Source organism: Pseudarthrobacter sp. Pseusp20, assembly GCF_059492155.1.
Window position 1 is genome coordinate 3,880,831 of record NZ_CP168521.1, and the last position, 26,378, is coordinate 3,907,208.

General features: G+C 65.9%; 26 protein-coding genes. 8 read left to right on the forward strand and 18 right to left on the reverse strand.

Annotated features, from left to right (window positions below; all coding sequences use genetic code 11):
• Window positions 1-210: 210 nt before the first annotated feature.
• Window positions 211-759 carry a YceI family protein gene (locus ACEN9K_RS18030; RefSeq protein WP_018768897.1) on the forward strand — a complete coding sequence of 183 codons (549 nt, stop codon included), beginning with the start codon at window positions 211-213 and terminating at the stop codon, window positions 757-759.
• Window positions 760-967: 208 nt separating this feature from the next.
• Window positions 968-1,819 (forward strand): hypothetical protein, encoded by an 852-nt coding sequence (locus ACEN9K_RS18035; protein WP_495634795.1) that lies wholly within the window; start codon window positions 968-970, stop codon window positions 1,817-1,819.
• A 113-nt stretch (window positions 1,820-1,932) separates the two neighbouring features.
• Here the strand turns inward: ACEN9K_RS18035 and ACEN9K_RS18040 are convergent, their stop codons facing one another.
• Together ACEN9K_RS18040 and ACEN9K_RS18045 are read right to left on the reverse strand one after the other, a co-directional pair.
• The gene (locus tag ACEN9K_RS18040; RefSeq protein ID WP_495635724.1) at window positions 1,933-2,637 is read right to left on the reverse strand and encodes a redox-sensing transcriptional repressor Rex; all 705 of its coding nucleotides are present in this window, start codon (window positions 2,635-2,637) and stop codon (window positions 1,933-1,935) included.
• 93 nt (window positions 2,638-2,730) lie between these two features.
• Window positions 2,731-2,985: a glutaredoxin family protein gene (locus ACEN9K_RS18045; protein ID WP_018768900.1), complete on the reverse strand. Its 255-nt coding sequence runs from the start codon at window positions 2,983-2,985 to the stop codon at window positions 2,731-2,733.
• Between the two features lie 78 nt (window positions 2,986-3,063).
• Here ACEN9K_RS18045 and ACEN9K_RS18050 point away from each other — a divergent pair, with 78 nt between their 5' ends.
• Window positions 3,064-3,882 carry an HAD family hydrolase gene (locus tag ACEN9K_RS18050; RefSeq protein WP_018768901.1) on the forward strand — a complete coding sequence of 273 codons (819 nt, stop codon included), beginning with the start codon at window positions 3,064-3,066 and terminating at the stop codon, window positions 3,880-3,882.
• Between the two features lie 79 nt (window positions 3,883-3,961).
• Here the strand turns inward: ACEN9K_RS18050 and ACEN9K_RS18055 are convergent, their stop codons facing one another.
• The 8 genes from ACEN9K_RS18055 to ACEN9K_RS18090 all read right to left on the reverse strand — a co-directional run bounded on the left by ACEN9K_RS18055 (window position 3,962) and on the right by ACEN9K_RS18090 (window position 12,282).
• A complete protein-coding gene (locus tag ACEN9K_RS18055) occupies window positions 3,962-4,060 on the reverse strand; it encodes a 30S ribosomal protein bS22 (protein ID WP_003792170.1) in 99 nt (32 codons plus the stop codon).
• 151 nt (window positions 4,061-4,211) lie between these two features.
• Window positions 4,212-4,424 (reverse strand): helix-turn-helix domain-containing protein, encoded by a 213-nt coding sequence (locus tag ACEN9K_RS18060; protein WP_018768902.1) that lies wholly within the window; start codon window positions 4,422-4,424, stop codon window positions 4,212-4,214.
• 154 nt (window positions 4,425-4,578) lie between these two features.
• Window positions 4,579-5,718, reverse strand: coding sequence for a 3-deoxy-7-phosphoheptulonate synthase (locus ACEN9K_RS18065; RefSeq protein WP_495634796.1), 1,140 nt, complete (start codon window positions 5,716-5,718; stop codon window positions 4,579-4,581).
• 315 nt (window positions 5,719-6,033) lie between these two features.
• Window positions 6,034-7,053, reverse strand: coding sequence for an acetylxylan esterase (locus ACEN9K_RS18070; RefSeq protein WP_495634797.1), 1,020 nt, complete (start codon window positions 7,051-7,053; stop codon window positions 6,034-6,036).
• A 106-nt stretch (window positions 7,054-7,159) separates the two neighbouring features.
• The gene (locus ACEN9K_RS18075) at window positions 7,160-8,611 is read right to left on the reverse strand and encodes a rhamnulokinase (protein ID WP_495634798.1); all 1,452 of its coding nucleotides are present in this window, start codon (window positions 8,609-8,611) and stop codon (window positions 7,160-7,162) included.
• The gene (locus tag ACEN9K_RS18080) at window positions 8,608-10,644 is read right to left on the reverse strand and encodes a bifunctional aldolase/short-chain dehydrogenase (protein ID WP_495634799.1); all 2,037 of its coding nucleotides are present in this window, start codon (window positions 10,642-10,644) and stop codon (window positions 8,608-8,610) included. Before ACEN9K_RS18080 ends, ACEN9K_RS18075 begins: the two co-directional genes overlap by 4 nt.
• 6 nt (window positions 10,645-10,650) lie before the next feature.
• Window positions 10,651-11,817 (reverse strand): L-rhamnose isomerase, encoded by a 1,167-nt coding sequence (gene rhaI, locus ACEN9K_RS18085; RefSeq protein WP_495634800.1) that lies wholly within the window; start codon window positions 11,815-11,817, stop codon window positions 10,651-10,653.
• Window positions 11,818-11,937: 120 nt separating this feature from the next.
• A complete protein-coding gene (locus ACEN9K_RS18090; protein ID WP_018768908.1) occupies window positions 11,938-12,282 on the reverse strand; it encodes an L-rhamnose mutarotase in 345 nt (114 codons plus the stop codon).
• A gap of 150 nt (window positions 12,283-12,432) precedes the next feature.
• On the opposite strand from ACEN9K_RS18090, the gene ACEN9K_RS18095 reads away from it, so the two are divergent.
• Entirely contained in the window at window positions 12,433-13,452 is a 1,020-nt protein-coding gene (locus tag ACEN9K_RS18095) for a LacI family DNA-binding transcriptional regulator (RefSeq protein WP_223992627.1), read from the forward strand.
• Window positions 13,453-13,469: 17 nt separating this feature from the next.
• On the opposite strand, the gene ACEN9K_RS18100 is transcribed toward ACEN9K_RS18095, so the two are convergent.
• The gene (locus ACEN9K_RS18100) at window positions 13,470-13,847 is read right to left on the reverse strand and encodes a DUF7793 family protein (RefSeq protein WP_043424831.1); all 378 of its coding nucleotides are present in this window, start codon (window positions 13,845-13,847) and stop codon (window positions 13,470-13,472) included.
• Here ACEN9K_RS18100 and ACEN9K_RS18105 point away from each other — a divergent pair.
• Together ACEN9K_RS18105 and ACEN9K_RS18110 are read left to right on the forward strand one after the other, a co-directional pair.
• Window positions 13,782-13,964 (forward strand): hypothetical protein, encoded by a 183-nt coding sequence (locus ACEN9K_RS18105; protein ID WP_018768911.1) that lies wholly within the window; start codon window positions 13,782-13,784, stop codon window positions 13,962-13,964. The two genes, ACEN9K_RS18100 and ACEN9K_RS18105, sit on opposite strands and share 66 nt — an antisense overlap.
• 197 nt (window positions 13,965-14,161) lie before the next feature.
• Window positions 14,162-14,725 carry an ABC transporter substrate-binding protein gene (locus ACEN9K_RS18110; protein WP_223992628.1) on the forward strand — a complete coding sequence of 188 codons (564 nt, stop codon included), beginning with the start codon at window positions 14,162-14,164 and terminating at the stop codon, window positions 14,723-14,725.
• A 94-nt stretch (window positions 14,726-14,819) separates the two neighbouring features.
• Here ACEN9K_RS18110 and ACEN9K_RS18115 read toward each other — a convergent pair whose 3' ends face one another.
• The 6 genes from ACEN9K_RS18115 to ACEN9K_RS18140 all read right to left on the reverse strand — a co-directional run bounded on the left by ACEN9K_RS18115 (window position 14,820) and on the right by ACEN9K_RS18140 (window position 20,437).
• Window positions 14,820-15,476 carry a DUF1961 family protein gene (locus tag ACEN9K_RS18115; protein WP_223992629.1) on the reverse strand — a complete coding sequence of 219 codons (657 nt, stop codon included), beginning with the start codon at window positions 15,474-15,476 and terminating at the stop codon, window positions 14,820-14,822.
• Between the two features lie 15 nt (window positions 15,477-15,491).
• Window positions 15,492-16,187, reverse strand: a complete 696-nt coding sequence (locus ACEN9K_RS18120; RefSeq protein WP_018768914.1) for a rhamnogalacturonan acetylesterase — start codon at window positions 16,185-16,187, stop codon at window positions 15,492-15,494.
• Window positions 16,188-16,210: 23 nt separating this feature from the next.
• Entirely contained in the window at window positions 16,211-17,083 is an 873-nt protein-coding gene (locus ACEN9K_RS18125; RefSeq protein ID WP_018768915.1) for a carbohydrate ABC transporter permease, read from the reverse strand.
• 2 nt (window positions 17,084-17,085) lie between these two features.
• Window positions 17,086-18,060 (reverse strand): ABC transporter permease, encoded by a 975-nt coding sequence (locus ACEN9K_RS18130; protein WP_018768916.1) that lies wholly within the window; start codon window positions 18,058-18,060, stop codon window positions 17,086-17,088.
• Window positions 18,061-19,590, reverse strand: coding sequence for an extracellular solute-binding protein (locus tag ACEN9K_RS18135; protein ID WP_018768917.1), 1,530 nt, complete (start codon window positions 19,588-19,590; stop codon window positions 18,061-18,063).
• A 124-nt stretch (window positions 19,591-19,714) separates the two neighbouring features.
• Complete coding sequence (locus ACEN9K_RS18140; RefSeq protein ID WP_223992630.1) at window positions 19,715-20,437, reverse strand: YesL family protein; 723 nt, start codon at window positions 20,435-20,437, stop codon at window positions 19,715-19,717.
• Between the two features lie 192 nt (window positions 20,438-20,629).
• On the opposite strand from ACEN9K_RS18140, the gene ACEN9K_RS18145 reads away from it, so the two are divergent.
• Window positions 20,630-21,838: a Gfo/Idh/MocA family protein gene (locus tag ACEN9K_RS18145; RefSeq protein WP_134164119.1), complete on the forward strand. Its 1,209-nt coding sequence runs from the start codon at window positions 20,630-20,632 to the stop codon at window positions 21,836-21,838.
• Window positions 21,835-25,110: a family 78 glycoside hydrolase catalytic domain gene (locus tag ACEN9K_RS18150; RefSeq protein WP_495634801.1), complete on the forward strand. Its 3,276-nt coding sequence runs from the start codon at window positions 21,835-21,837 to the stop codon at window positions 25,108-25,110. The genes ACEN9K_RS18145 and ACEN9K_RS18150 overlap by 4 nt, the downstream gene beginning before the upstream one ends.
• Here the strand turns inward: ACEN9K_RS18150 and ACEN9K_RS18155 are convergent.
• Window positions 25,097-26,377 carry an MFS transporter gene (locus tag ACEN9K_RS18155; protein WP_495634802.1) on the reverse strand — a complete coding sequence of 427 codons (1,281 nt, stop codon included), beginning with the start codon at window positions 26,375-26,377 and terminating at the stop codon, window positions 25,097-25,099. The genes ACEN9K_RS18150 and ACEN9K_RS18155 overlap by 14 nt on opposite strands.
• Between the last annotated feature and the right edge of the window lies 1 nt (window position 26,378).

Genomic DNA, 26,378 nt, shown 5'->3' on the forward strand with positions numbered 1-26,378 from the left:
CCAGTTTCTCAAAGATGGCGTGCGATCCGAAATCTCGGGCCGCTCCTTCTACAAAGAGTAGAACTTCAGTTTTTGAAGAAATGTTCCGTGGACGGGAACAAAACATGCAAATGCATGTTTATACTGGATGCAGCAAGTTAGTTGAGGCTTCAACAGATGAAGGTTCAACGGCAGGACCTCAGTACATACACCTTTACAAGGAGCAACATCATGGCACTTCCCGCAGACGTCACCACCGGCACCTGGACCCTGGACAACTCCCACAGCGAGATCGGCTTCACTGTCCGGCACGCCGGCATCAGCAAGGTCCGCGGCCAGTTCAAAGAGGCCGCTGCCACGCTGGACCTGGGCCAGGATGTGGCTGAGTCCAGGATCAACGCCACCATCCAGACCGCCAGCTTCGACTCCGGCGACGCCAACCGCGACGGCCACGTCAAGGGCGAGGACTTCTTCGATGTGGAGAAGTTCCCCGAGATCTCCTTCGTATCCAACGGCCTGGTGGCCAAGGGCAACAGCTACGAGCTCACCGGCGACCTGACCATCAAGGGTGTCACCCGCCCGGTGACCCTGGAAACCGAATTCAACGGTGTTGCCGTTGATCCGTTCGGCAACACCCGCGCCGGCGTCTCCGCCGAGACCACCATCAGCCGCAAGGACTTCGGCCTCACCTGGAACGCCGTCCTGGAAGCCGGCGGCGTGCTGGTCAGCGACAAGGTTGCCATCAACCTCGAACTCGCCTTCATCGCGCCCGCAGCGTAGTTCCGCCCGCCAGGGCACAACCCCGGCACCAGGCCTCCCCGGCCTGGCGCCGGGGTTCCCTGTTTAACGGCAACCACCTGCGCCAATACCCGCTGAATCACCCACAACGCCGCCCGCCGGGGGTACGGTGGACTTAAGCCATGCTGGGGGAAGGCAGAGGACTGATTCCCGGCAGCCTACCCGGATCCCGACCTGCAGAAGGAACGCCATGAGTACTCCTCCCGTCCCGCCCCCGTCGCCCCAAGACCCCAGCAACGACCAGCCGGGGCATGAACAGGCCGGCAGCCCCCAGTCCGGAGACCAGCAGCAGCCCCGCTACGGGCAGAATGCGCCGCAGTATGGCCAGAACGCCCCGCAATTTGGGCAGAACGCGCCCCAGTACGGCCAGAACCAGCCGCCGGCAGCGCCGCAGTACGGCCAAAATCAGCCCCAGTACGGCCAGAATGCGCCGCAGGCCCCGGGCTACGGCCAGAACCCGCCGCAGTATGGCGCCCAGTTCGGGCAGAATGCACCCCAGTACGGCCAGCCGCCCTACGGGCAGTCCCCCTACGGCCAGTACCCGTCGGAGCAGCCGCAGCCGGCCGGAGGCAACGGCGTCCCGCAGCTGGTGAACATCTCGTTCTGGCTGTTGATCGCGTCGGCAGTGATCTTCGTGATCTCCCTGCTGACCGGGCTGACGCAGCTGGATGATCCGGTGTTCCGGCGGACATTCGAGGACCAGATGGCGGCCGGAGGCGCCAGTGGAGTCACCTATGACGACATTAAGGGGGTCATCGCCGGCACCCTGGTGGTGTTCGCGATCATTGGCGTGGCCCTCTACCTGCTGGTGGCCTTCTTCGTCCGAAAGGGCAAGAACTGGGCCCGCATCCTGGGAACGGTCTTCGCTGCACTGTCCGTCTTCGGACTCTTTGGTCCCCCCAGCTTTGCCACCATCGGAACGCTCCTGGGAATTGCGGCCATCGTGCTGCTCTACCTTCCGGCAGCCGCCCCGTACTTCCGGAAGCAGCAGCCTTTCGCCAACCCCTATTCGGGCGGCTTCGGCAACCCGTACGGGCGGTAGCCACTCCGCCCGCTGACACTGCACGCGGCCCGGGATGCATCATTCGCATCCCGGGCCACCTGCTTTAACGGGTCCGCCAAGACTTGGGCCGGGGGGAAACTTCCAGGGAAACCCTAGGCCGTCTGCCCGGGCGTCTGGGCCCGCTGGGCGTGGTAGGCCAGGATCTGGAGTTCAGTGGCCATGTCCACCTTGCGAAGATTGACCCCTTCGGGAACCTGCAGCATCACGGGTGCAAAGCTCAGCACGCTGCGCACGCCTGCCGCCACCACACGGTCGCAAACGCCCTGCGCGACGGCCGCGGGAAGGGCCAGGACCACCATGTTGGCCCCGGTGCGGTGCAGGACGGTCTCCAGGTCTGCCACGTCGCTGACGCGCAGCCATCCCACCTCGTTGCCCACCACCATCTGGTCGGCGTCGAAGATGGCCACCACATCGAACCCGCGCGACTCAAAGCCGCCGTAGCGTGCCAGCGCCTTGCCCAAGTTGCCGGCGCCCACAATGGCCACTTTCCAGTCGTGGGTCAGTCCGAGCGCGGCGGCGATGTGGCGGCTGAGGTACTGCACCTCATAACCGACGCCCCTGGTGCCATAGGACCCCACATGGGAGAGGTCCTTGCGGAGGGTTGAAGAACTGACGCCGGAGGCTTCTGCCAGGGATTCGGAGGAAACGCGCTCCACGCCCTCGGACAGCAATGTGTTCAGGGCACGGAGGTAGATGGTGAGCCGGGCCACGGCGGCAGGAGGTATCTGCTTGGTCAATGCGACCGTGGCATCCGGAAGGTCCGGGACAGACTGGGGCGAAGAACCCAGGGATGTCACCCGCACCTCCCTTGCGTCGCGTTGTGAGTCCACTCTAGGTCCCTGCCGCTCATGCCTTCAAAACCAGGACCATCAGAAACTGCCGCCACTGCCCTACCGGCCCATGGCGCGCTGCAGCACGCGTGCCAGCCGGACCTCGTCGATCTTCCAGAAGTCGCGCTGCACGCCGTCCACCAGGACCACCGGGATCTCTTCGGCGTAGCGCTCCCGCAGTTCAGGCTGGTTGTCCACCAGCTCTTCGCTCCAGGTAAGGCCCAATGAGGCAGTGACCCGGCCGACGGCGTCGCGCGCCTCCTCACAAAGGTGGCAGTCAGCTTTGGTGACCAGGACGACGCGGGGTGTAGCCATGGCTTAACGGTATCGCCGTTCCCGGCGTGAGGCTGACGCCGACGGCGGCGGGCCAGTGGATTGACTAGACTCAACTCCATGCCCCAGGAGAAATACGTCGCCGTAGTCACACGGCCGGTTGCTGCGCCGCAGCCCGGCGAGGCGGCGTTCTTCGATGTGGACAACACCCTGATGCGGGGTGCCAGCCTGTTCCATGTGGCCCGCAAGATGCACCAGCGGGGAGCCTTCACCCTGAGGCAGGCGGCGGGTATGGCCTGGAAGCAGTTCAAGTTTGTGGCCCGCGGCGAGAACATGGACGATGTCCATGCCGTCCGGGACTCGGCCCTGACCCTGGCCGTAGGCATCAGTGTGGATGACATCAAGGCGCTGGGCGAAGAAGTCTATGACGAGATGATCGCGTCCCGGATCTGGCCCGGCACCAAAGCGCTGGCGCAACAGCACCTGAGGGTGGGCCGCCGCGTCTGGCTGGTGACAGCCACCCCCATCGAAGTGGCCACCGTAATCTCCACCCGGCTGGGACTGACCGGAGCCCTGGGGACCGTGGGGGAGGTCTCGGACGGCCTGTACACCGGGCGGCTGGTGGGAGACATCCTGCACGGCTCGGCCAAGGCCGTGGCCGTGCAGGCCATCGCCGATGATGAGGGCCTGGACCTCAAGCGCTGCTGGGCCTACAGCGACTCCTACAACGACGTCCCGCTGCTGTCGCTGGTGGGCCATCCGGTGGCCATAAATCCGGACGCCAGGCTGCGACGCCACGCCCGCGACCGCAACTGGCCGGTTTACGATTTCCGCGCAGGCCGCCGTGCCGCGACATTGGGACTCAAGGCGGCCACCTTCGGCGGGGCCATCTACGGCCTCTGGAAGGGCTTCGCCCGCATCCGCGGCCCGCGGGCATAATTCTTACCTCTTGCCGGGTTAAACGAAATGCCCGCCGCCTTGGAAGGCGACGGGCATTTCCACGCTGCTTGAAGTATCGCTACTTCTTGTTGCGGCGCTGGTGACGGGTCTTGCGAAGCAGCTTGCGGTGCTTCTTCTTGGCCATACGCTTGCGACGCTTCTTAATAACTGAACCCACGAAAGTTCCTTACAAACTAGATGCAGTACCTGTCTGATGGAGAATGTCCGTGGACAAAGCTACGAACTGAACAACTGACAGATTCTTACAATGACGTAAAACGTTCCTTAACAGGGTACCGCTTATCGGGAGCCGCTCAGGACAGGCAGCCTCAGGCGGTTTCGGTGTGGCCTTCCACGACAGCACCCCTGAGGTACTGTTCGACGGCGTTTTCGGGGACCCGGTAGGAGCGGCCGAAGCGCACCGCCGGCATTTCGCCGGAGTGGACCAGCCGGTAAACAGTCATTTTGGAGACCCGCATGACCTCGGCTACTTCAGCCACGGTCAGGAACTTCGCGTTGGAGAAGTTCTGTTCTGCCGACATTTCCCTATTTTCCTTTGCTGACGGATGGACAACAGTGACCCCAGGTACGTGCCAATGCGGTGTTACGATGCTGAGCCATCCACCAACCACCTAAAAAGATACTCTAGATGTTCATGTGGCAGATGTGAAAGTAGTGCTTCCCCTATTTCAGCCCCTAATCTGACTGCCGCCGCTTCCGTGCCGATGCCGCCAGCTGCTCAAGGACGGACGCGGAAACGTCCCAGTCCATGCACGCATCCGTGACGCTTTGCCCGTACACCAGCTCCGCGCGTCCGGCCGCGTGCTCGCCAACATCCAGGTTTTGCGCGCCGCCCACCAGGAAGCTTTCCAGCATCACGCCGGCCACGGCCCGCGCGGCAGCCCCGCCCTGCTCCAGCTGCGCGCCAATCTCCAGGGCCACCTCAGCCTGCCGGTGGTGGCTCTTGCCGCTGTTGGCATGGCTGGCATCCACGATCAGCCGCGGGTTCAGCCCCTTGCCTGCCAGTTCACCGGAGGCGCGTTCCACATCGGCCGCTGAGTAGTTGGGTCCCTTGCGGCCGCCGCGCAGTATCACGTGGGTGTCCGGGTTTCCAGCCGTTGCCACCAGCGCAGCCCGGCCGTCGCCGTCGATCCCCAGGAAGGCCTGCGCCGCCGCCGCGGCACCGCATGCATCGATGGCCACCTGGAGGCCGCCGTCGGTCCCGTTCTTGAAGCCGATGGGCATGGACAGCCCGGACGCGAGCTGGCGGTGGATCTGGCTCTCGGTGGTGCGGGCACCGATGGCACCCCACGAGATCAGGTCCGCCATGTACTGGGGGCTGATCGGTTCGAGGAACTCCGTTGCCGTGGGGAGGCCCAGCGCGGTGACCTGCTGTAGGAACAGCCGGGCGGTGCGGAGGCCGGTGACCATGTCATGGGTGCCGTCCAGCCGTGGATCGTTGATCAGGCCCTTCCAGCCCACGGTGGTGCGCGGCTTTTCGAAGTACGTCCGCATGACGATCAGCAGGTCTTCCTTGTGCTTCTCCGCCTGGCTGACCAGCCGGCGGGCGTATTCCAGCCCTGCCTTGGGGTCGTGGATGGAGCAGGGACCCACGATGACCAGCAGGCGGTCGTCCACGCCGTCCATGATGGCGCGCACTTCGTCGCGGCCGCGTTCGACGACGGCAGCGGCCCGGGCGTCCAGCGGCAGTTCCGCGAGGAGGTCGGAAGGAGTGGGCAGCGGAGTGAACTCGCTGACGCGCAGGTTGGACGTGGACTTGGTGTCGCTGGCGCGCTGGTTTGAGGTGGTTTGTGCCGGTGCTGTTGCGGTGCTCATGTTCGGGTCCTGTTCCAGGTGGGAAGCGGGCCCGGATTTCAGAACCCGCCGGAGAAACGGCGAAGGGCAGAGAATAATCTCTGCCCTGTTGGCTCTGAAGGAATGCTGGATGCGTGTCAGTTAGACGCGGGCCCCTCCAGAGCCAACGAAAAATACGCATACCAACGGTTAGTCATGGAAAAGACCATAAACCCGGGCCGCCGCGGGAGCAAAATCGGCTTCCGTCACATTCCATCCCGGGCTTGTTCGCGGATCCGGACGCACAAGGTGCGGATCCGCGAACAAGCTTAGGCTTTAGCGGCCCGCTGCCCGGGCTCAGCCGAGGAGTTTGCGGAGGTACTGGAGCTGCCGGATCCAGTGATGTTCCTGGCCGCCTTCATGGTTGTTGAACCGGTACACCTCGATCTCCTTGTCCGCCCCGCTGGCGGAGGAGGCGCCCGATCCGGAACCGTAGGCGTTGAAGCTGGCGAAAACGGTGGACGGCGGGCAGATGTCGTCCATCAGCGCCGCGGAGTACAGTGCCGGGGCGGTGGCGCGGCCGGCCAGGTTGACGCCGTCGAAGTAGTTGAGGACGGCAAGGGTGGACTCATAGCGGTCCCGGTGGCGTGCCAGGAACTGGGCAATCTCCGGGTACGGCCCGCGCGGGGTGATGTCGATGGCGCGGGGAAAGTCCTGGAGGAAGGGGACGTCGGGCAGCGCGGCGATGACGCCGTCGAGCCGTCCCGCGGTAAGCCCTGCCGTGGCCACCACCAGGCCGCCGCCCTGGCTGACTCCGGCCAGCACCACCTTGGACGGATCGACCGCGGGGTGGGCCTGGGCCGCCTCCACTGCCCGGAAGGCATCCACGTAGACCCGGCGGTAGTAGTAGTCCTCCCGGGCCGCGATGCCCCGGGTCATCAGGCCTGCGTGCGCCACATCCCCCGCCGAGGGGTGGGGATCCGCGGTGTGGCCCAGGGTGCCGCCGTACCCCTGGCCGCGGGTGTCCATGATGAAGTGCGCGTACCCGGCCTGCGCCCAGCGCGTGTCCTGGTTGACCAGGCCGCGGCCACCGGAATAGCCGATGTAGTTCACCACCACCGGTAGCCGGGCCCCCTCGTCCCGGTTGGCAGGAAGGTGCAGCCAACCCTTGACCGGTGCCCCGCCGAAGCCGGCGAACGTGACGTCGAAGGTGTCGATCAGCGCCAGGTAGTTCTCCACCTGCTCAAACGCGGGGTTCAACGGGAAGGCACGGGCCTCCGCCAGGGTGGAATCCCAGAACGCATCCAGGTCTTCCGGCGGGGTGACGTCGGAGGTGTAGCTGCGGAGCTGGGCCAGGGGTAGGTCGAAGAGGGGCATCGTTGTCCGTCCTGCTTTCGGTTGTTGGCGCCCCAGCGGGACGCTCCTCTATTTCTAGCGCACGATGACGGCATCCCGCCGCCTGGGCCTGTGGACACCCAGGAGTTCAATTCCTGGCGGCGTTCAGTGTCAGCTTCTGGGGTTCGTACCGTCGAAGGTCCGTTCCGGCGGCGATGGTTCCGCGCAGGAGTGGCAGGCCCCCGGTGGCAGCCCCGGCGGCGCGGGCCTGGATGAGCACGTTTCCCAGGGCGGTGGCTTCGACCGGACCGGCGATGACCGGGCGGCCGGTGGCGTTGGCGGTGAGCTGACAGAGCAGGGTGTTCTGCGAGCCGCCGCCCACCACGTGCACCATGTCCACCTCACGGCCTGCCAGGCGTTCGGCCGTGGTGATGGTCCTGGCATAAGCAGCTGCGAGGCTGTCCATGATGCAGCGGGTGATCGCCGCGGGCTCGTTGGGCAGGACGTCCCCGGTTCGCCGGACTGCTGCCCGGATGCGCTCGGGCATATCGCCCGGGGCGATGAAGTAGGGGTCGTCGGCGTTGACCTGGGGACCGCCGGCAGGCAGGGCTGCGGCAGCGGAGAGCAGCGCGGCCAGGTCAGGCTGGAAACCCTCGCCCGCCCAGGTCCGCTGGCACTCGCTCAGGAGCCAGAGTCCGCCCACGTTGCGCAGGTAGCGGATGGTGCCGTCCACGCCGCGTTCGTTGGTGAAGTTCGCTTCCCGGCTGGCCTCGGTCAGGACGGGCTGCTGCAGCTCCAGCCCCACCAGGGACCAGGTGCCGGAGGAGATGTAGGCAAAGTTTTCGCCCTGCGCTGGGACTGCGGCGACGGCGGACGCAGTGTCGTGCGAACCTACCGCCACCACCGTGGTTTCACGCGGCAGTCCCAGGGCCGCGGCGATGTCCGGCAGGAGGTACCCGTAGGGTTCCCCGGGCTGGATCAGCGGCGGGAACAGGTCCTTCCGCAGCCCGAGCGCGGTGAAGAAATCGGTGGCCCACTCCCCCGCGACGGCATCGAACAGCCCTGTGGTGGAGGCGTTGGTGGCCTCGGTCCGGCGCACCCCGGTGAGCAGGAACGCGATCAGGTCCGGGATCAACAGGGCCTTCAGCCCGGCCAGGTTACGCTCGGCGGCCAGCTGGTAGATGGTGTTGAACTGGAGGAACTGCAGCCCGGTGGTCCGGTAGAGCCGTGCAGGGTCCAGCTTGGCGTGCACCGGCGCGACGGCGGCCCTGCTCCGGTCATCGCGGTAGCTGAAGGGCTGTGCCACCAGCTCGCCGGCCTTGTTCACCAGGCCGTAATCCACGGCCCACGTGTCGATGCCGATGCTGGCAATTGTTTCGCCCTGCGCCGCCGCCGCCGTAGCCGCGGCGCGGAGGCCCGCAAGGACCTCCGCGAACAGGGCGTCGAAGTCCCAGCGGAGGCCGCCGTCGAGCTCCACTACACCGTTGGGGAACCGGTGGACGGTCTCCAGCGATACCCCCGAGTCCGGGGAGACCCGGCCCAGCATGACCCGCCCGGAGGAGGCACCGATGTCGACGGCGGCAATCACAGCCGCACTCATCGGAGGAAGGCTGCGGCTACTCCGGCGTCCACGGGGATGTGCAGGCCGGTGGTGTGGGACAGTTCGTTGCTGGTGAGGACGGCGGCCGCGTTGGCTACGTGCTCGGGCAGGACTTCACGTTTGAGCAGTGTGCGCTGGGCGTAGTATTCGCCCAGTTTCTCCTCGTCAACGCCATAGACCGCTGCGCGCTTGGCGCCCCAGCCGCCGGCGAAGATGCCGGAGCCGCGGACCACGCCGTCGGGGTTGATGCCGTTGACGCGGATGCCGTGCTCCCCCAGTTCGGCCGCGAGGAGCCGGACCTGGTGGGCCTGGTCTGCTTTGGTGGCGGAGTAGGCGATGTTGTTGGGGCCGGCGAACACGGAGTTCTTGGAGGAGATGTAGATGATGTCCCCGCCCAGGCCCTGGGCGATCATCACCCTGGCGGCGGCCTTGGCCACCAGGAAGGAGCCCTTGGCCATGACGTTGTGCTGCAGGTCCCAGTCTTTTTCGGTGGTTTCCAGCAGCGGCTTGGAGATGGACAGTCCGGCGTTGTTGACTACCAGGTCCACGCCGCCGAAGGCCAGCACGGCGGCGTCGATCGCCGCGGCGACCTGGGCTTCGTCGGTGACGTCGGCCTGGACGCCGACCGCGACATCCGGGCCGCCGAGTTCCTCAGCGACCTTCTGCGCGTTCTCCAGGTTCAGGTCGGCGATGACCACGCACGCGCCTTCCGCGGCGAGGCGCTTGGCGATGGCCTTGCCGATCCCGGATGCCGCGCCGGTCACCAGCGCAATGCGGGTGGCGTGCGACTTGGGCTTGGGCATCCGGGCCACCTTGGCTTCCTCCAGCGCCCAGTATTCGATCCGGAACTTCTCGGATTCCTCGATGGGTGCGTAGGTGGAGATGGCCTCGGCGCCGCGCATGACGTTGATGGCATTGATGTAGAACTCGCCGGCAACCCGGGCGGTCTGTTTGTTGGCACCGAAGGAGAACATCCCCACGCCGGGCACGAGCACGATGGCCGGGTCGGCGCCGCGCAGCGCCGGCGAATCGGCATCCGCGTGGCGGTCGTAGTAGGCCTGGTAGTCCTCGCGGTAGCCGGCGTGGAGCTCCTGCAGCCGGGCAATCGAATCCTCAATGGAGGCGTCGGCCGGAAGGTCCAGGATCAGCGGCTTGACCTTGGTGCGCAGGAAGTGGTCCGGGCAGGAGGTGCCCAGGGCGCCCAGGCGCGGGTGCTCGGCGGCTTCGAGGAAGTCCAGGACGACGGCGTCGTCACTGAAGTGCCCCAGCTGCGGCTTGTCCGTGGAGGCCAGGCCGCGGATCACAGGCGCCAGGGCTGCGGCCTTGGCGCGGCGCTCAGCTTCTGGCAAGGCCGCATATCCGGGCAGCTTGGCGCCGAAGGGCTCGGCCGTGCCGTTCTCTGCGATGTACTTTTCGGCCTGTTCGATGATCCACAGGGAATTGGCTTCCGCTTCTTCGCTGGTAGCGCCCCAGGCGGTGATGCCGTGGCCGCCCAGGATGGTGCCGATGGCCTGCGGGTTGGCGTCCTTGATGGCGGCGATGTCCAAGCCCAGCTGGAATCCGGGACGGCGCCAGGGAACCCAGACCACCTTGTTGCCGAAGATCTTGGTGGTCAGTGCTTCCCCGTCAACGGCGGTGGCAATGGCGATGCCGGAGTCCGGGTGCAGGTGATCCACATGCGCGGCGTCCACCAAACCATGCATCGCCGTATCGATCGACGGAGCGGCGCCGCCCTTGCCGTGCAGGCAATAATCGAAAGCCGCCACCATCTCGTCTTCACGCTCAACACCCGGGTACACGTTCTTCAGGGCGGTCAACCGGTCCAACCGGAGCACCGCCAGGTTCTGTGCCTTCAGCGTGCCCAGGTCACCACCGGAACCCTTGACCCACAAAAGCTGTACATCCTCGCCCGTGACCGGGTCCTTCTCCGTGCCCTTGGCGGAGGTGTTGCCACCGGCGAAGTTGGTGTTCCGTTTGTCCGCACCCAGGCGGTTGGAACGGGAAATCAGGTCTTCAACAGTCTTGTTGCTCATGGCTGGTTATGCGCCCCATCCGGCTTGCTGGCCGCCAAGGCGGTCCTCGTTGATCTGTTTCTGGTAGCCGCTGGCCTTGAAGGCAGCGATCGGGTCCGCGGGCAGGCCGCGGGATTCACGCCACTCGGCAAGGACCGGGCGGACGTCGGTGTAGAACGCATCGTTGAAGATGCCGTTGGCGGCCAGCACATCGCCGGCGCGCTGCGCCTCGGCCAGCGCCGCGGTGTCCACCAGCAGGGCGCGGGCGGTCATTTCCTGGACGTTCAGGACGGAACGGATCTGGCCAGGAATCTTCTCCTCCAGGTTGTGGCACTGGTCCAGCATGAGGGCCACACCGGAATCCTTGCCGAAGCCGCCACCGCGGATCACCTCGCACATGATGCGGAAGAGCTGGAACGGGTCCGCAGCACCCACGATCAGGTCGTCGTCGGCATAGAAGCGCGAGTTGAAGTCGAAGGAACCCAGCTTGCCCAGGCGCAGCAGCTGCATCACGATGAACTCGATGTTGGTGCCCGGCGCGTGGTGGCCGGTGTCGAGGCAGACAAACGCCTTCTCACCCATGGCCAGGGTCTGGGCGTAGGAAGTGCCCCAGTCCGGAACATCGGTGTGGTAGAAAGCCGGCTCAAAGAACTTGTACTCCAGTACCAGCCGCTGCCCATCCCCCAGGGCCGCGTAGATTTCCTGCAGGGACTCGTCCAGCCGGTCCTGGCGGCCGCGCATGTCGTCCTGGCCCGGGTAGTTGGTGCCGTCCGCCAGCCAGATCTTCAAGTCCTTCGAACCCGTGGCGTGCATGATGTCGATGCAGTCCAGGTGGTGGTCAATGGCCCGGCGGCGGACCGACTCGTTGGAGGAGGTCAGTGAACCGAATTTGTACTCATCATCCTGAAAGGTGTTGGAGTTGATGGTGCCCAGCCCCACCCCCAGTCCGGCGGCGTAATCCTTCAGTGCGGAGTAGTCGTCCACCTTGTCCCACGGGATATGCAGGGCCACGGTGGGAGCCAGCCCGGTCAACTCGTGGACCTTCGCGGCGTCGGCCAGCTTTTCCTGGACCGTCCGCGGCGTACCGGGTGTGCCAAACACCTTGAACCGCGTGCCTGAATTTCCATAAGCCCACGATGGGACCTCGATGGCAAGCTCCCCGAGCCTGCCCAGCGCCTTTGCTACGTCATTCATGATGGTTCTTTCCGGTGTCTGAGCGTCTGTCTGATGCGTTGTGGATGGGTGCCCCGCTGCTGGAGCCGTGCTGGTGGTGGTGCCCGACGGATTCGACGGCGGGCTGCCTGCTTCAGCCCGTCAGCCCGCCGAGGGCTGTGCGGCCAACTGGCTGTCAAGGTTGAAAACTTCTTCCAGGACCTGGAACCCTTCGTCGGGCGCCTGGCCGGAATCTGCAAAGAGGGTTGCCATTTCCGCCTGCCAACGGGCGTTGACTTCGGTCAGGGCCATGCGGGCGCGGACGGCGTCAAAGTCGTCGCACTCCACGTAGCCCACCAGGAGGCCGTCCTCCGCCAGGAAGAGGGAGTAGTTATGCCATCCCGCTTCCTTGAGCGCATGCAGCATCTCCGGCCACACCGCGGCGTGCCGGCGACGGTATTCATCGATCAGCGCCGGCTGCACCGAGGAACGGAAGCACACCCTCATTGGGACTCCTTTTTCAAACGTTGATCTTTGAATCGTTTCATTAATACGATTCAAAGTACTCTTGGACTTGAGCAGCTGTCAAGCAATGACAGGAACTTTTGATCTCCCGCACGGAACCTCCTGCAGCGGGCAAGTCAGCACGGAGAATCGATGAACCGCACAGCCAGTATCAAGGACGTGGCCAACCATGCAAGCGTGGCCGTGGGGACGGTGTCGAACGTCCTGAATTATCCGGACCGGGTGTCGGCACGGACCAAGGAACGGGTCCTGCGCGCCATCGATGAACTTGGCTTTGTCCGAAACGACGCCGCCCGGCAACTCCGCGCGGGCCACAGCCGCACCATCGGACTCATTGTCCTGGACGTCGGCAACCCCTTCTTCACCTCCGTGGTCCGCGCCGCCGAGGACGCTGCCGCACTGCAGGGAAGCGCCGTCCTGCTGGGCGACAGCGGCCACAACGCCGGCCGGGAGGCCAATTACATCGACCTCTTCCAGGAGCAGCGTGTCCAGGGCCTGTTGATTTCGCCGGTGGGGGACATCACGGAGCGGCTGGACCTCCTCCGCGAGCGCGGGGTGCCCACGGTACTGGTGGACCGGCTGGCTGACGAATCAAAGTTCAGTTCAGTCGCAGTGGATGACGACGCCGGCGGGTACCTCGCAGCCCGGCACCTGCTGGACACCGGCCGCCGCCGGCTCGCCTTCGTTGGCGGCCCCACCTCCATCCGGCAGGTGGCGGACCGCCTCCAGGGTGCCCGGCGGGCCGTGAAAGAGGAACCGGACGCCACGCTGGAGGTGCTGGATTCAAAGGGGCAGACGGTCCTTGCGGGACGCAGCGTGGGCGACATGCTGGTGCAGCGCGGCCGGGCGGACCTGCCGGACGGGATCTTCTGCGCCAACGATCTTCTGGCCCTGGGTGTCATGCAGTCACTGACCATGACGCATACGTTCCGCATTCCTGAGGACGTAGCCTTGATCGGCTACGACGACATCGATTTTGCCGTCTCCGCCGTGGTGCCGCTCTCCTCCATCCGCCAGCCCACCGAGCTGCTGGGCCGGACAGCCATCGAGCTGCTGGCCGAGGAAGTGGAGTCCCAGAACCCCGTCCACCGGTCAGTGGTCTTCACGCCTGAGCTTGTCATCCGGCAGAGCACGGCACCGACCGCCGGCTGACAACCCCACCGGCCAGGCTAGTTTCCGCCCTGCTGCAGCCACTTCATGGACTCATCCCGCGAAGTGAAAAAGCGGGTGGGGCAGGGTGGAATATGGACTCCCAGGAAGAAGTTGGCGATGATCCGGTCCACCGGACTTGCCCCGAGCAGCGCGATGCGGTTGGCCGCACATGGAATGGAGAAGACCGACCGCGCATCCCTGCTGACGGCCTCCGTGGTGGCCATATCCACCAGCATGGGGTAGCTGCCATCCCCGGCTATCCGGTTCACCGTCGCCATGGCCGCCTGCGCATCCTGGAGTTCTATCCGGACACGAGGTTCCCAAATGAGATGGATGATGCCATCGGTGCGCAATTCCACGGTGCCCTTGCCACCGTCGACCGTTACGGGCTCCATGACGCCGCCTCCCTCCAGTGGGCAGTTGCTGAACCCCTCTATCTTGCCCCACGCATGGACAGCCAGGCGCGCGCCACTCCCCGGACCACGGGCCTGCCCTCCGACGGGCTTGACTGATCAGCATGCTTACTAATAGGTTGGTCGACGTGCCCGTGGCCTGGATCACCAGTCAAACGCCACGTGTCGCGGCCCGTCGAGGCTGCATTTGAAATGAACTGCATTTGAAATAAACAGTTTCGCCGGGGTTCTCCATGGGGGCGGAGCCTCGGAGGATTCATTGCGCCGCCACCCGGCGCTGAAAGGATTTACCGAAAATGCGAACCAAGGTCTCAGCTTCAATCACCGCTCTCGCCCTCTCCGGCGCCATGCTCTTTGGCATGGCAGGCCCGGCCACGGCAGCAGCACCCGCGGCTCCTTCTGCCGCCTCCCAGTCATCAAAGGTTGCCGGCGTTACGGGCACCATCAACCAGACCATCGAGGGCGTAGGCAGCTTTGCGGGCTCCTTCACTCCCACCGGCTTCGATGCCCAGGACGGCCAGCTCATGGTGACCGGCCTGGTGCAGGGCACCTTCACCGACCTTGCCGGCAAGGCCACCCAGGTGAGCCAGACGGTAACCACAACCGCCGCTGCTGCACCCACCACCATGGCCGGCGGCGGCGGTGGCGGCTGCGACGTGGTGAACCTTGTCCTCGGCCCGCTTCACCTCGATGTCCTGGGACTCAACGTCGACCTGAACCAGGTGGTATTGGACATCGTGGCGCAGTCCGGCGCAGGCAAGCTGGTGGGCAACCTCCTGTGCGCCATCACCGGACTCCTGGACGGCGGGACCGGCCTGAGCGGCCTGGCCAACCTGCTCAACCGGGTCCTGGGACTGTAGTCTGCCAGCACTCCAACAACCAGGTATTGCCAGGAGCGGGCGGCCCTTCGAGGCCGTCCGCTTTTGCGCTGTCCCCCCAAGTTTTGCGCTGTCCCTAAAGCCTCTCCACCACCAGGTTCCGGTAGGCAGCCCGGAGCGGAGCCATCTGCCGGAACCCGATCCGGCCGCCGCCAAGCACCCTTCCCGAGGGATCGTCCCACTCAAAGAGGAGCAGGCCGTTGATGGAGAATGCCACCCGGGGCCCGTCCTTCACCACCTCCAGCCGGTAGAAGCCGGCGGCATCCTCCGCGGGCGGCAACGGGTCCGCACCCTGCGCCACCAGCTCAAATCCCGCGCTCTTGCGCAGGTTGCAGGTACGGAAGGCACGCTCGGACGGGTGCTTGTGCCGGAAGTAGGAGACGTGCAGGGTGTTGATGTCGCCGGAGTGGTACTGGGGATAGAAGCCCGTCCGGGGCGCAAGGGCCGGGCTGAACAGGTCCAGCCCGGCCTGTCCTGTGGCTGCAAGGAACAGCATGGCCAAGCCGGGCTCCGCGAGCGGCCGGAAGTCCCAGCTGATGCGGATGCCGTCCGGGAAGTCCCGGGGGCACCAGACCGTCCAATGCGCGTGGTCGCCGAACTCCTGGTCGTCCAGTGCGCCGGACAGCTCCAGGGCTCCTTCATGGCTCCCCATCCGCAGCGGCCCTTCCGCCACCCAACCGGCCACGTCATCCGGTCCTGCCAGCGGGTTGCTGTAGAGGATGCCCGTCTCCAAGCCCGTCGTGCCCACCTAGCCGCGTCCCGCCGTCGTACTTAACTCTTTGGTGCCGGCCGCGCCGTATCCCAGCGAACCAAGCTGCCGGGCCACTTCCCCCGCCACCAACGCAGCCCCGGACTGGGAAAAATGGGTGTTGTCCGCCAGGCCGGCAGGCCAATGTGCGTGCTCCCCGGGCCCGAAGTGGCAAAAGAGCTCCCGGGATCTGTCCGGCCCCAGCCGGCGGTACAGGCGCCGGGTCCAGGCATTCAGGTCCACGACGGGGACCGCCAGCTCCAGGCCGAGTTCGCGGACCACCTCCGGATAGTCCTCCAGGCTTTCCGCCAGGACAGCGTCCGACGACGGCGCGTCCAGGAAGTGCCGCCGCTCCACGGAGGTGCACAGCACCGCAGCCGCGCCCCGGTCCCGGACCTCCCCCACCATGGCGCGCAGGTTGGCCGCGTAGCCGGTCCGGGCGGCCAGGTGCTGCTTCTTCTGGTCGTTGTGGCCGAACTGGATGAGCACCGCGTCGCCTTCACCGGCCTCCGCCAGCAGCGCCGCCCACAGCCCGTCATCGCGGAAGGACTCCGTGCTGGCCCCGCCCTTGGCGAAGTTGTGGACCGCTCCCCACCTGTACGTGAGCGGAGGCAGGTGTGCACCCCAGCCGCTCATGGGGAACTCATGGGTGGGACAGTTGGCCACGGTGGAATCTCCGGCCAGCAGGATCTTCATGGTGTCTTTCCTCAACGGGCGGATCAGCCTTTCACGGAACCGATGAGCATGCCCTTGGCGAAGTGCTTTTGCAGGAACGGATAGAAAATAAGGATGGGCAAAGTAGCCACGACGATCACGGCGAACTTGATGCCCTGTTCCGGCGGAATGTAGTTGGGGTCCACGTTGCCGGTTCCCAGCAGGTCCGAGGCGGCGGTGACCTGGCGGAGGTACATCTGGAGCGTCCACTTGGAGTTGTCGCTGAGGTAGAGCAGGGGCGACATGAAGTCATTCCAGATGCCCACGGCGTAGAACAGCGCGAACGTTGCCAGGACCGGTTTGGACAGCGGCAGCAGGATCCGCCAGAGAATCCCAATCTCGGTGGCGCCGTCCATCTTGGCTGATTCCTCAAGCTCCGCGGGGAGTTCCTGGAAGAAGTTCTTGATAATGATCAGGCTGAACGGGTTGATGGCCGCGGGCAGGATCAGGGCCCAGTAGGTGTTGAGCAGGCCCAGGTCCTTGACCAGCAGGAAGGTAGGGATCATGCCGCCGGAGAAAACCATTGCGAAAACCACCAGGGACAGGATGACGTTCCTGCCGCGGAGGGTTTTCTTGGCCAGCGGGTAGGCCATGGTCACGGTGAAGGCCAGCTGGACCAGGGTGCCCACCGCGGTGACCAGGATGGTGGTCACCAGAGCGCGGATGAACGCCGGGGTGGCAAAGATGTATTCGTAGGAGCCCAGGGTGAACTGCTCCGGCCACACGAAAAAGGCCCGGCGGGTGATCTCGGCTTCGTTGGCGAAGGACCCGGCGAAGACGTAGACGAACGGCAACAGCGTGATGATGCCGATCAGGGACAGGAAGACGTAGTTGACGGCATCGAAGACGCGGCCGCCGCGGGTGTTGTGGATTTTCATGGCTAGAACAGTCCGCTCTGGTTGAATCGCTTGGCCAGGGCGTTGGTGCCGAAGATCAGCAAAATGCCCACCAGGGATTTGAACAGGCCCACCGCGGTGGAGTAGCTGTAGGCACCCTGGGTGATGCCCACGAAGTAGACGTAGGTGTCAAAGACATCCGCCACTTCCCGGTTCAGGGCATTGGTCATCAGGTAGATCTGCTCGAAGCCCGTGTTGAGCATCTGCCCGATGGCCAGGATCAGCATCACGATGATCGTGGAACGGATCGCGGGAAGGGTGATGTGCCAGACCCGCCGAAACCGGCCGGCGCCGTCGATGATCGCCGCCTCATACTGGTCCTGGTCCACGGTGGACAGAGCCGCCAGGAAGATGATGGTCCCCCAGCCCGTGTTTTTCCAGATTTCCTGCAGCACGATCAGGGGCCGGAACCACGCGGGGTCGGACAGGAAATCAATGTGGGTGCCCAGGACGTTGTTCAGGAGCTGGAACAGCGGGCCAATATCCAACGCGAACAGCAGGAAGCTCAGCGATGCCACGATGGTCCAGGACAGGAAGTGCGGGATATACACCAGCGTCTGGACCGTACGCTTCAGGATGGACAGCCGGACCTCGTTGAGCAGCAGCGCCAGGATGATGGTCAGCGGAAAGGCCACGCCCAGGTTCAGGAAGGCCAGGATCAGGGTGTTGCCCAGCAGCCGGGGAAAGTCGGGGTTCGCGAAGAAGTCCTCGAAGTTCCGGAACCCCACCCAGGGGCTGCCGTTCACGCCAAGGAACGGGACGTAATCCTTGAACGCGATGGACACCCCGTACATGGGGGCGTAGCGGAACACCGCGAAGTACACCACACCGGGCAGGAGCAGCAGGTACAGCCACTTGTAGTGGGCGAAATGGACAGAGAACCTGCCCCCGGTCCGGGGAGCGGTGGCATTCCCGCGCGTCTGCTCCCCGGCGAGGGTGTCAATGACAGGGGCTGCCATTTACTTGTTGTCCTGCCACAGCTTGTTGATCTCTTCCTTGACCTTGTTGCCGCCGCTGGTGCCCCACAGCTTGATGGCGTCCTTGAGGCCCTGCTCATCGATCTGGCCGGCGAGGTACTTGATGCGCGCATCGGCCACAATGTTGTCCAGCTGCGCACCCTTGGCAACGTAGGTTTCTGAGACGTAGGGGGCGGCCGGGTTGTAGACGGCGCTCTTCAAGTCTTCCGCCATCACTTCGGTGCGCTTGTCGAACACCTGCTGCTCGTAGTCGGTGGGCTGCTTGACCGGGTAGAACTGGTTGCCCGCCACATTCATGCCAAGCTGCGCGTAGCTCTTGATATCGGTGGTCACAGCCTTGCCCTCAGCGGTCTCGGGCTTGATGGTGGCCGCTTTGCCGTCCTCCACCGTGAAGTTCACGCCTTCGATGCCGTTGTTCAGCAGGACGGCCACGTCCTTGCCGTTCATGGTGTTCAGGAACTGCAGGACCTTGCCCAGCTCGGCCTCGCTCTTGACACTGGCCTTGGGAATGGCCAGGAATCCTGAGTAGCCGTCGGTGGGGTGCGCGTGCAGTTCGCCGTCGGGTCCTTCGAGGTTGCCCACGAAGCCCACCTTGTTCTGGAAGTTGTTGGGGTCTGCCTGCTTGAACAGGTTGATCAGCACGCTCACCCGGGAATCGACGTCGACAATGATGCCGCCCTTTCCGTTGAAGAACGGTTCGTTCCACTTGGTGCTGTCAAAGGTGGCGAAGTCCGGGTTGATGAGTTTTTCGTCCACCATCTTCTTGATGAACCGGTCCGCCTCGAGGAATTCGTCCGTTTCGAAGCTGGGGATGAGTTTCCCGTCCCGCTCCGTCCAGCGGTTCCCCGCGCCGTACCACTCCTCAATCACGTCGTAGGGGCTGTTGGTGCCCAGCGCACCCCACTTAGGGATGGTGATGCCGTAGGTGTCGTTCTGGCCGTTGCCGTCCGGGTCCTGTTCGGTGAAGGCCTTGGCCACCTTGTACAGGTCCTCCACGGTCTTGGGCGGCTGGAGACCCAGCTTGTCCAGCCAGTCCTGCCGGAACATGACGGCCGTACGCATGGGGGCGCGGCCCCGGAATACCCCAAAGACCTTGCCGTTGACGCTGGCGTTCTTCTGGATGTCCGGAAGAGTTGTCTTGAGGTTGGGGTACTTGTCCAGCTTGTCCGTGAGGTCCCAGAAGGCGCCGGCCTGGGCGTTCTTCACAAAGCCGGGTGTCTTGCCCTGGATCACCATGACCTGCGGGATGTCGGATCCGGCCAGCGTGATGTTGGTCTTGTCCTCATAGGAGGCGTTGGGGGCCCAGTTGATCTTGACCTGTTTGCCGGTCAGTTCTTCCAGCTTCTTCTGGACCGCGCCGTCCGCTGCTGGCGGCTGCGCCTCCAGGAACGGGGCCATGATGGAGACCGAGGTGAGGTCCGCAGCGGGAGTGTTGCTCCCGCTGCAGGCCGTGAGACTCAGTGCCGTGGCGGTGACGACGGCGGCGGCCAGGGAAAGTTTCCTGCGGATCATATTCTTCCTTTTCCACTTCGTTGGGGTACTTGGGGGTTGTTCCGCCCCTTGTTGATACGTTTCAGTCACGTGTCCGGGCAGGTCTGGGCCACATCAATGCAAGCGGCCGGCTGCCCGGGGGAAGTCAGGCAGTCGAGGCCTGCTGGAGGGCTGGCGGGACGGCTGGTTCCGCCACAGCTGCTACGGCCGCGTCATTGGCGGTGAAGAAGCGGTCACACAACCAGCCGGTGAGGTAGAGCCAGACGCCGATACTGAAGAACGGGATCAGGCCCGGAAGGCTGCCGCTGGCATAAACCACCGCGGCCGAAACAAAGAGCAGGATCACCGTTCCCGCCAGGTGCCGCACCGCAAACCGGGAGGACACCAGCAGGTACTGCGCCATTGGGAGCTCATACCGCGCATACATGGGGAACACGTAGCAGGCGGCACCGGCCACGAAGATCGCCGCAACGAAAATGCCGGCCGCCATGAGCTGCGAAAAGAGGCCTGCGCCCCGGGAGAAGTAGTTCCAGTTCAGGACAAGCGCCGCTGCGATGGCCATGACCGGGAGTGAAAGCATGTTCGCCCTGGGGAAGCTCCGGAAGTATGCGGCGGTGAAGCCACGCAGCAGAGGAGCGGCGTCCCCAGCGGCCCGCTTGCGCACCGCAATCTGGGCGGCGGCAGTAGCCGGTCCAGCACCGAAGACCCCCAGACCCAGAACGGTGAAGGCGATCCACAGCAGATTGAGGCAGGCTATCCATACGAGCGTGTCAAAAAATGAGTAGGCGCGCGCACTCAAGGTTCCGGACAGCATGCCGCAATCCCCCTTCTCCATCGTTGCAGAGGCGAAGCGGAAAGTGGTCCGCATCACGCCAGTAATCGGTTCCTCGAAAATCTAGCCCTCCCTCCACACCCGGGTCAAGCGGAATTTTGAATCGTTACATAGCTGGACGGGGGACGCCTGCATACCGCACACTAAAAGGTGGAAAGCGCTTGCTGGACTGCTGCGCACCTCGATGCTGGTACCCGCAGGCCGGTGCCCGGGCAGAACGGAGAACCATTGGGAACAGCAACGGAAGCCGCCGGCGGCGGCGCCGGGACAGTCGCCGCACCTGCTGCGGCAAGGATTGCCCTGGTGGGGGTGCACGGCTTTGGCACCCATCACCTTCGGAACCTCGAACGCCTCCAGGCGGCCGGGAGCGTTGAACTGGTGGCCGTGGCGGACCCGCAGCCGCCGGCACCCGGCGCCGTCCCGCCGTCGGCCGCTGTTTACCAGGGGCTCGATGACCTCCTCGAGGCGACCCGGGACCTGGACCTGATCATTGTGGCTACGCCCATCCAGACCCATGCCCCGCTGGCCCTGGCCGCCCTCTCAACGGACGCTGAGCTGTACCTGGAGAAGCCTCCCGTGGCCTCCCTCGTGGACTTCAACCGGCTGTGTTCGGCGGCATCGCAACCGCGCCGGGAGGTACAAATCGGCTTTCAAAGCCTCGGCTCGCACGCCCTGAAAGCCATCGAAGAACTGGTTGCCGCCGGAACCATCGGAACCCTGGAAGGCATCTCCGCCACCGGCCGCTGGGTGCGGGACAAGGCCTACTTCAAGCGCTCCCGCTGGGCGGGAAAACGGAGCATCAATGGGGTGGACGTGGTGGATGGTGTTGCCACCAATCCACTTGCGCACGCCGTGGCAACCGCGCTGCGGATTGCCGGGGCGCGCACCACCGCGGACCTCGCTTCCGTGGAGACCGACCTGTACCGTGCCAACGACATCGAGTCGGATGACACGTCCGTGATCCGGATCCGCACCGCTACGGGCCTGCCGATCACCTGCGCCCTGACCATCTGCGCGTCGGAATCCGTGGAGCCCTATGTCACCCTTCAGGGCTCGGCCGGCAGTGCGGTGTTCCACTACACCGAGGACCGGCTCACCATCGAGACGGCGTCCGGGCGCACGGAGGAGACCTACGGCCGCGACGACCTGACGGAGAACCTCCTGGCCCACCGGGCCCACGGCGTTCCGCTGATCAGCAGCCTGCTGGACAGCGGGGCGTTCATGCTGGTGCTTGAGGCCGTCAGGACAGCACCGCGTCCCGTTCCCATCGATCCAGCGCATGTCCGGTGGGAAGGCGAAGGCGATGCAGCCCATGCCGTGGTGGTTGGCATCGAGGACGCCCTGGAGCGCGCCGGCCGGCAGCATGCCACGTTCAGTGAGCTTGGCCTCCCCTGGGCTGCCGCCAAACCAACTTCCTTCGAAATCCCGGCCTCATGAGGGGCGTGGAGGAAGCCCCAGACCGCGAGGCCGCAGCGATTTCGGAAGACGCAGGGCAGCTCCACGCCATCAACCTCCTGACGGACGGGCTTGCCTCGTGCCTGACCGCCGCACTGTCACCTCAGTTCAGCTGGCAGCTGGGGCAGGACGACGACGGCGATCCCGCCCTTGCGCGGCAGACCGGCTACGAGCTTGAGGTCCAGGATGCCCTGGGCGCCGTGCTGTGGAACTCGGGGCAGGTGCCGGCCTCCTCCCAGCGTGGGGTTCCGTACAGCGGTTCCCGCCTTGACGAGGACACCGACTACGCCTGGCGCGTGCGCATCCGGGACGCCACCGGTGTCCCCGGTCCCTGGTCCGCCCTCCAGCCCTTCAGCACCGGCCTCACGGACAGTTCGTGGCGGGCCGGCTGGATGGGACGGGCCCCGGGTGGACGGGCCCCGCTGGAAGTGCTCGACCACGCACTCCGGGTGGCAGGTTCCCCCTTCCTCCCTGTTCCCTGCCCTGCGCTGCCCAGCTTCCGGCTTGAGGCCCGGGTACGCCCCGTGATGGGCCGGGCCGGCCTGCTCCTGCGCAGCAGCTGCCCCGGAACCGGCCTGCTGCTGGAACTGGGTGCCACGGGGGAAGTGGTGCTCCGCCACGCCCCGGCATGGGAGATCCCCTCCCCCGCGGCTCCGGAGACGGCATTAATAGCCAGCGCCCAGGCCACCAACGCGGCGTCCGGCGGCGCCTGGCGGAACCTTGCGGTCAGCGATGATGGCCGGATCATCCGCGTCGCCGTGGACGGCGCCGAACTGCTGGCGGTTGACCTCCCTGTTGACGAAGGCGGCGCAGCCATGCTTGCGCTGCACCAGGGCCCGCGGAGCCAGGCCGAGTACGCCTCCCTGCGCGTCGCCGGGACTGCCGGTGGACGCGAAAACCTGCTGCTGGACCACCGTTTCGACACGGACGCTGACCAGGCCCTGGCATGCCTGGCGCACTGGCCCGGAACCACCCTTCACCGCCAGCCGGATGAGTGGACCCTGTTCCGGACCACCTTCACACTCGGCGGGACCGTGCGGCGTGCCCGGCTCTACGCCGCAGCCCACCATCACGCCCAGTTCTCCGTGGCAGGAACGCACTGCCTCAGCACCACCTCGTTCGGCTACCCCGGCGAGGGCTATTACGACGCCGCCGACCTTACGGAGCTCCTCGCCGGACACCCCACGGACACGCCCGTGCCGGTGACGGCCCTGCTTCACTGGTACGGCCCGGGCCAAGGCCGCGCCGCCGGCATCCCCGGCCTCCTGATCCGGCTCACCGTGGACTACGACGACGGGCGCCGGGAAATCCTTACCTCGGGCCCTGGCTGGTCCGCCGGCGAGGCGCCGTACCGCCAGGCCGGCTACCGCAACGACGAGGGCGATCCCGTCGAGCACCTCGACGGACAGGCAGCCGCGTCCCTTGACGCGGCTTTTGACCTGCCGGCCGCCATCCCCATTGCCGGCCACCCGTCGTCGGACTTTCCCCGGCTGCACCCCCGCAGGACCTTCCTTGCCGGCGGGTTCGTGGCGCCACGGCAGTTCCTGACGGCCGACGACGGCACAATGGTTGCCGACTTTGGCCAGGTCATCGCCGCGCGGCCGGAGGTGGACTTCCTGGACGGGGTGCCCGGGCGCACCGTGATGCTCCGGGCCGGCTACGTCCTGCGCCCCGATGGCAGGGTGGACGCCGGGAAGACCGCCAGCCAGAACACCGACATGTCCTTCCCCTACACCCAGGCTTCCGGGCCCCAGCAGTACCGGGCCTCAGTGCATCTGGGCTTCCGCTACCTCGAGCTTCCCGGCGTGGATGCCGCGGAAGTCTCACGCGTTGGCGCCGCCATCGTCCATGCCAGCCACCCCGCCGAGGGCAGCTTCAGCAGTTCGGACCCAACCCTGGACGCGGTGTTCGGCCTGCTCCGCGATTCTGCGCTGCATGGCATCCAGGAACAGTTCGTGGACACTCCCACCCGGGAAAAAGGCCAGTTCCTGGCCGACGCCGCGAACATTTCCTATGCCACCATGGCGCTGTTCGGCGAACACGCCTATACGGCGCAGGCGCTCCGGGAGTTCGCCTGGTCAGCCTGCCGCTATTGGCATGACGGGGAGGAGAAGGGGCGCTACAACGCTGTCTATCCCAACGGCGACGGGAAGCGCGACATCCCCGATTTTTCCCTGATGCTGCCGGAATGGGCGGAGGAGTATCACCTGCGCACGGGTGACCTTGCCCTGGTCCGGGAGTTGCTGCCGCACCTGCGCGACACGGCCGACTATGCGCTCCGGTACATTCCGGCGGAGGGCCCGACGGCGGGACTGGTCACCAGGCTGGGCGGCGGCTCCGGACCCTACCTGCACGGCATCGTCGACTGGCCGGCGCCCGGCCGGTTCGGCTACGACATGGACTGCGCGGCCAAAACCACCGTCAACGCCCAGGCCTACTCGGCCCTGGTGTCCACCGCCCGGCTCTGCGGCGCGGCCGGCGAACAGGACGCGGCGGCCCACTATGCCGGCATGGCCCGCACCCTGGCCGGCGCGATCCGCAGCCGGCTGCGCGTTGGCGGGGTGATGGTGGACGGGCTCCACGAGGACGGGACACCCAGTTCCCACGCTTCCCAGCACGCCACGTCCTTCCCGCTGTCGCTCGGCATCACTGACCCCGCCTATGCTGCTGCGGATGCCGCCCGGATTGCCGGAATGGGAATGCGGCAGGGACCCATGACGGTCCACCGGCTGGTCCGCGCGCTGGTGGACCAGGGCATGACGGACGCCGTGCTGGACCTGCTCACCGGCGAGGGGCAGCCCGGCTGGGCACGGCTCCTGGACCGCGGGGCCACCTTCACGTGGGAGGCGTGGGACCTGGTTGACGGCAGCGACTACAGCCAGTCGCATGCCTGGTCCGCGTCCGTGCTCAAGGAGATCCTTGAGCACCTGCTCGGCATCCGGTACGCCGTGGCCGGCGGCACCGAAGTAGTGGTCGAACCACCGCTCTGCCGGCTGGAGCATGCCCGCGGCAGCGTCCCTACCGGCAACGGATACGTTCAGGCCGGCTGGCACCGGCGCGGCGGCCTGGTGGTACTGGAATGCACCATTCCGCCCGGAACCACGGCAATCGTCCGGCTGCCCGACGGCGCCTACGGGGTGAAGGGGCCCTCCGCGGATGCCGTCGTCGTACCTTCCGTCCCGTTGCGCGCAGCGGCCGGCGCCGCCAGGGAATTCCGCGTGCACACCGGCACCTGGACGTTTACGGCCCGGTAGTTGCCACGGGAGGACGGGTGCGCCGCCCGTGCCGCCAGAGCAGGAAGCCGATGACCACGGCGGACAGCATGCCCAGGCAGCCGGTGACCACCAGCCCGGCCCGGACACCGAACTGCTCGGTCAGCCAGCCGGCCAGGAGGCCGCCGCAGGCATGGCCGCCCAGCAGGAGCGGCAAATACAGGGCCATCACCCGGCCGCGGATAGCGGGACCGGCTTCGAGCTGGACGGCCGTGGCGGCGGAGGTCAGGAACAGCAGCGTCATCACACCCACCACCAGCAGCATCGCCACGAACAGCACCAGGGTGGGCATGAGCGCGGCCACCAGCTGGGACAACCCGAAGAGGGCCGCCGCGGCCACGATGCCCTTTCGGCCCATGTTGCCCAGCCGTGCCGCCAGGAGTGCGCCTGCCAGTGCGCCCAAGGCGCTGACCGTGTTGAACAGGCCAAAGCCTTCCACCCCGTTGTGCCACACCCGCTCGGCAAAGGCGGCAAGGACCACCGGCCCGTTCATGCCAAAGGCGCCCAGCAGCCCGGCCAACACAATAAGGAGCAGCAGGCGCGGCCTCTCCCGGACATACCGGAAGCCGGCAAGGACCTGGCCCCGGCCCCTTTCGGCCGGTGCGCCGGGGTGCAGTTCGTGCAACCGGATGCCGGCAATCAGGCCGAGCACCGCAACCCCGATCAACGCATTCAAAGCGAACGCGGCCGCCGGTCCTGCCTGCGCAATCACGATGCCGCCCAGCGCAGGCCCGGCCATGGCGCCCAGTTGGGACAGGGCGTTGTTGAGTCCGATCGCCGGGCGCAGGGCGGCGTCGCCCACCACTTCATTGACGAAGACCTGCCTGGTGGGCTGGTCCACTGCGGCGGTGACGCCCAGGGCGATACAGCTGCCGTAGACCACCCAGACGGTCAGGGTGCCGCTTGCCGCCCATGCCGCCAGCCCAAGGCCCAGGAGCACGATGACGGACTGGCACACCATCATGATCCGGCGCTTGGGGAAGAGGTCCACCACCAGTCCGGCCAGCGGGCCCACCACCAGCATGGGCAGGAACTGCAGGGCGACGGCGGCCCCCACCGCCGCGGGGCTTCCGGTCAGCTGCAGCACCAGCCAGTCCTGCGCCAGCCGCTGCATCCACACGCCAAGGCTCCCGGCCAGCTGCATGGCCAGGAACAGACGGTAATTGTGTTGGCTGAGGGGGTGGTACCAGCGGGCCCGGGTGGTACCGGGACTGGCGGCGGGTTCGGAACGGGTTCGTCGGGAAGCCACA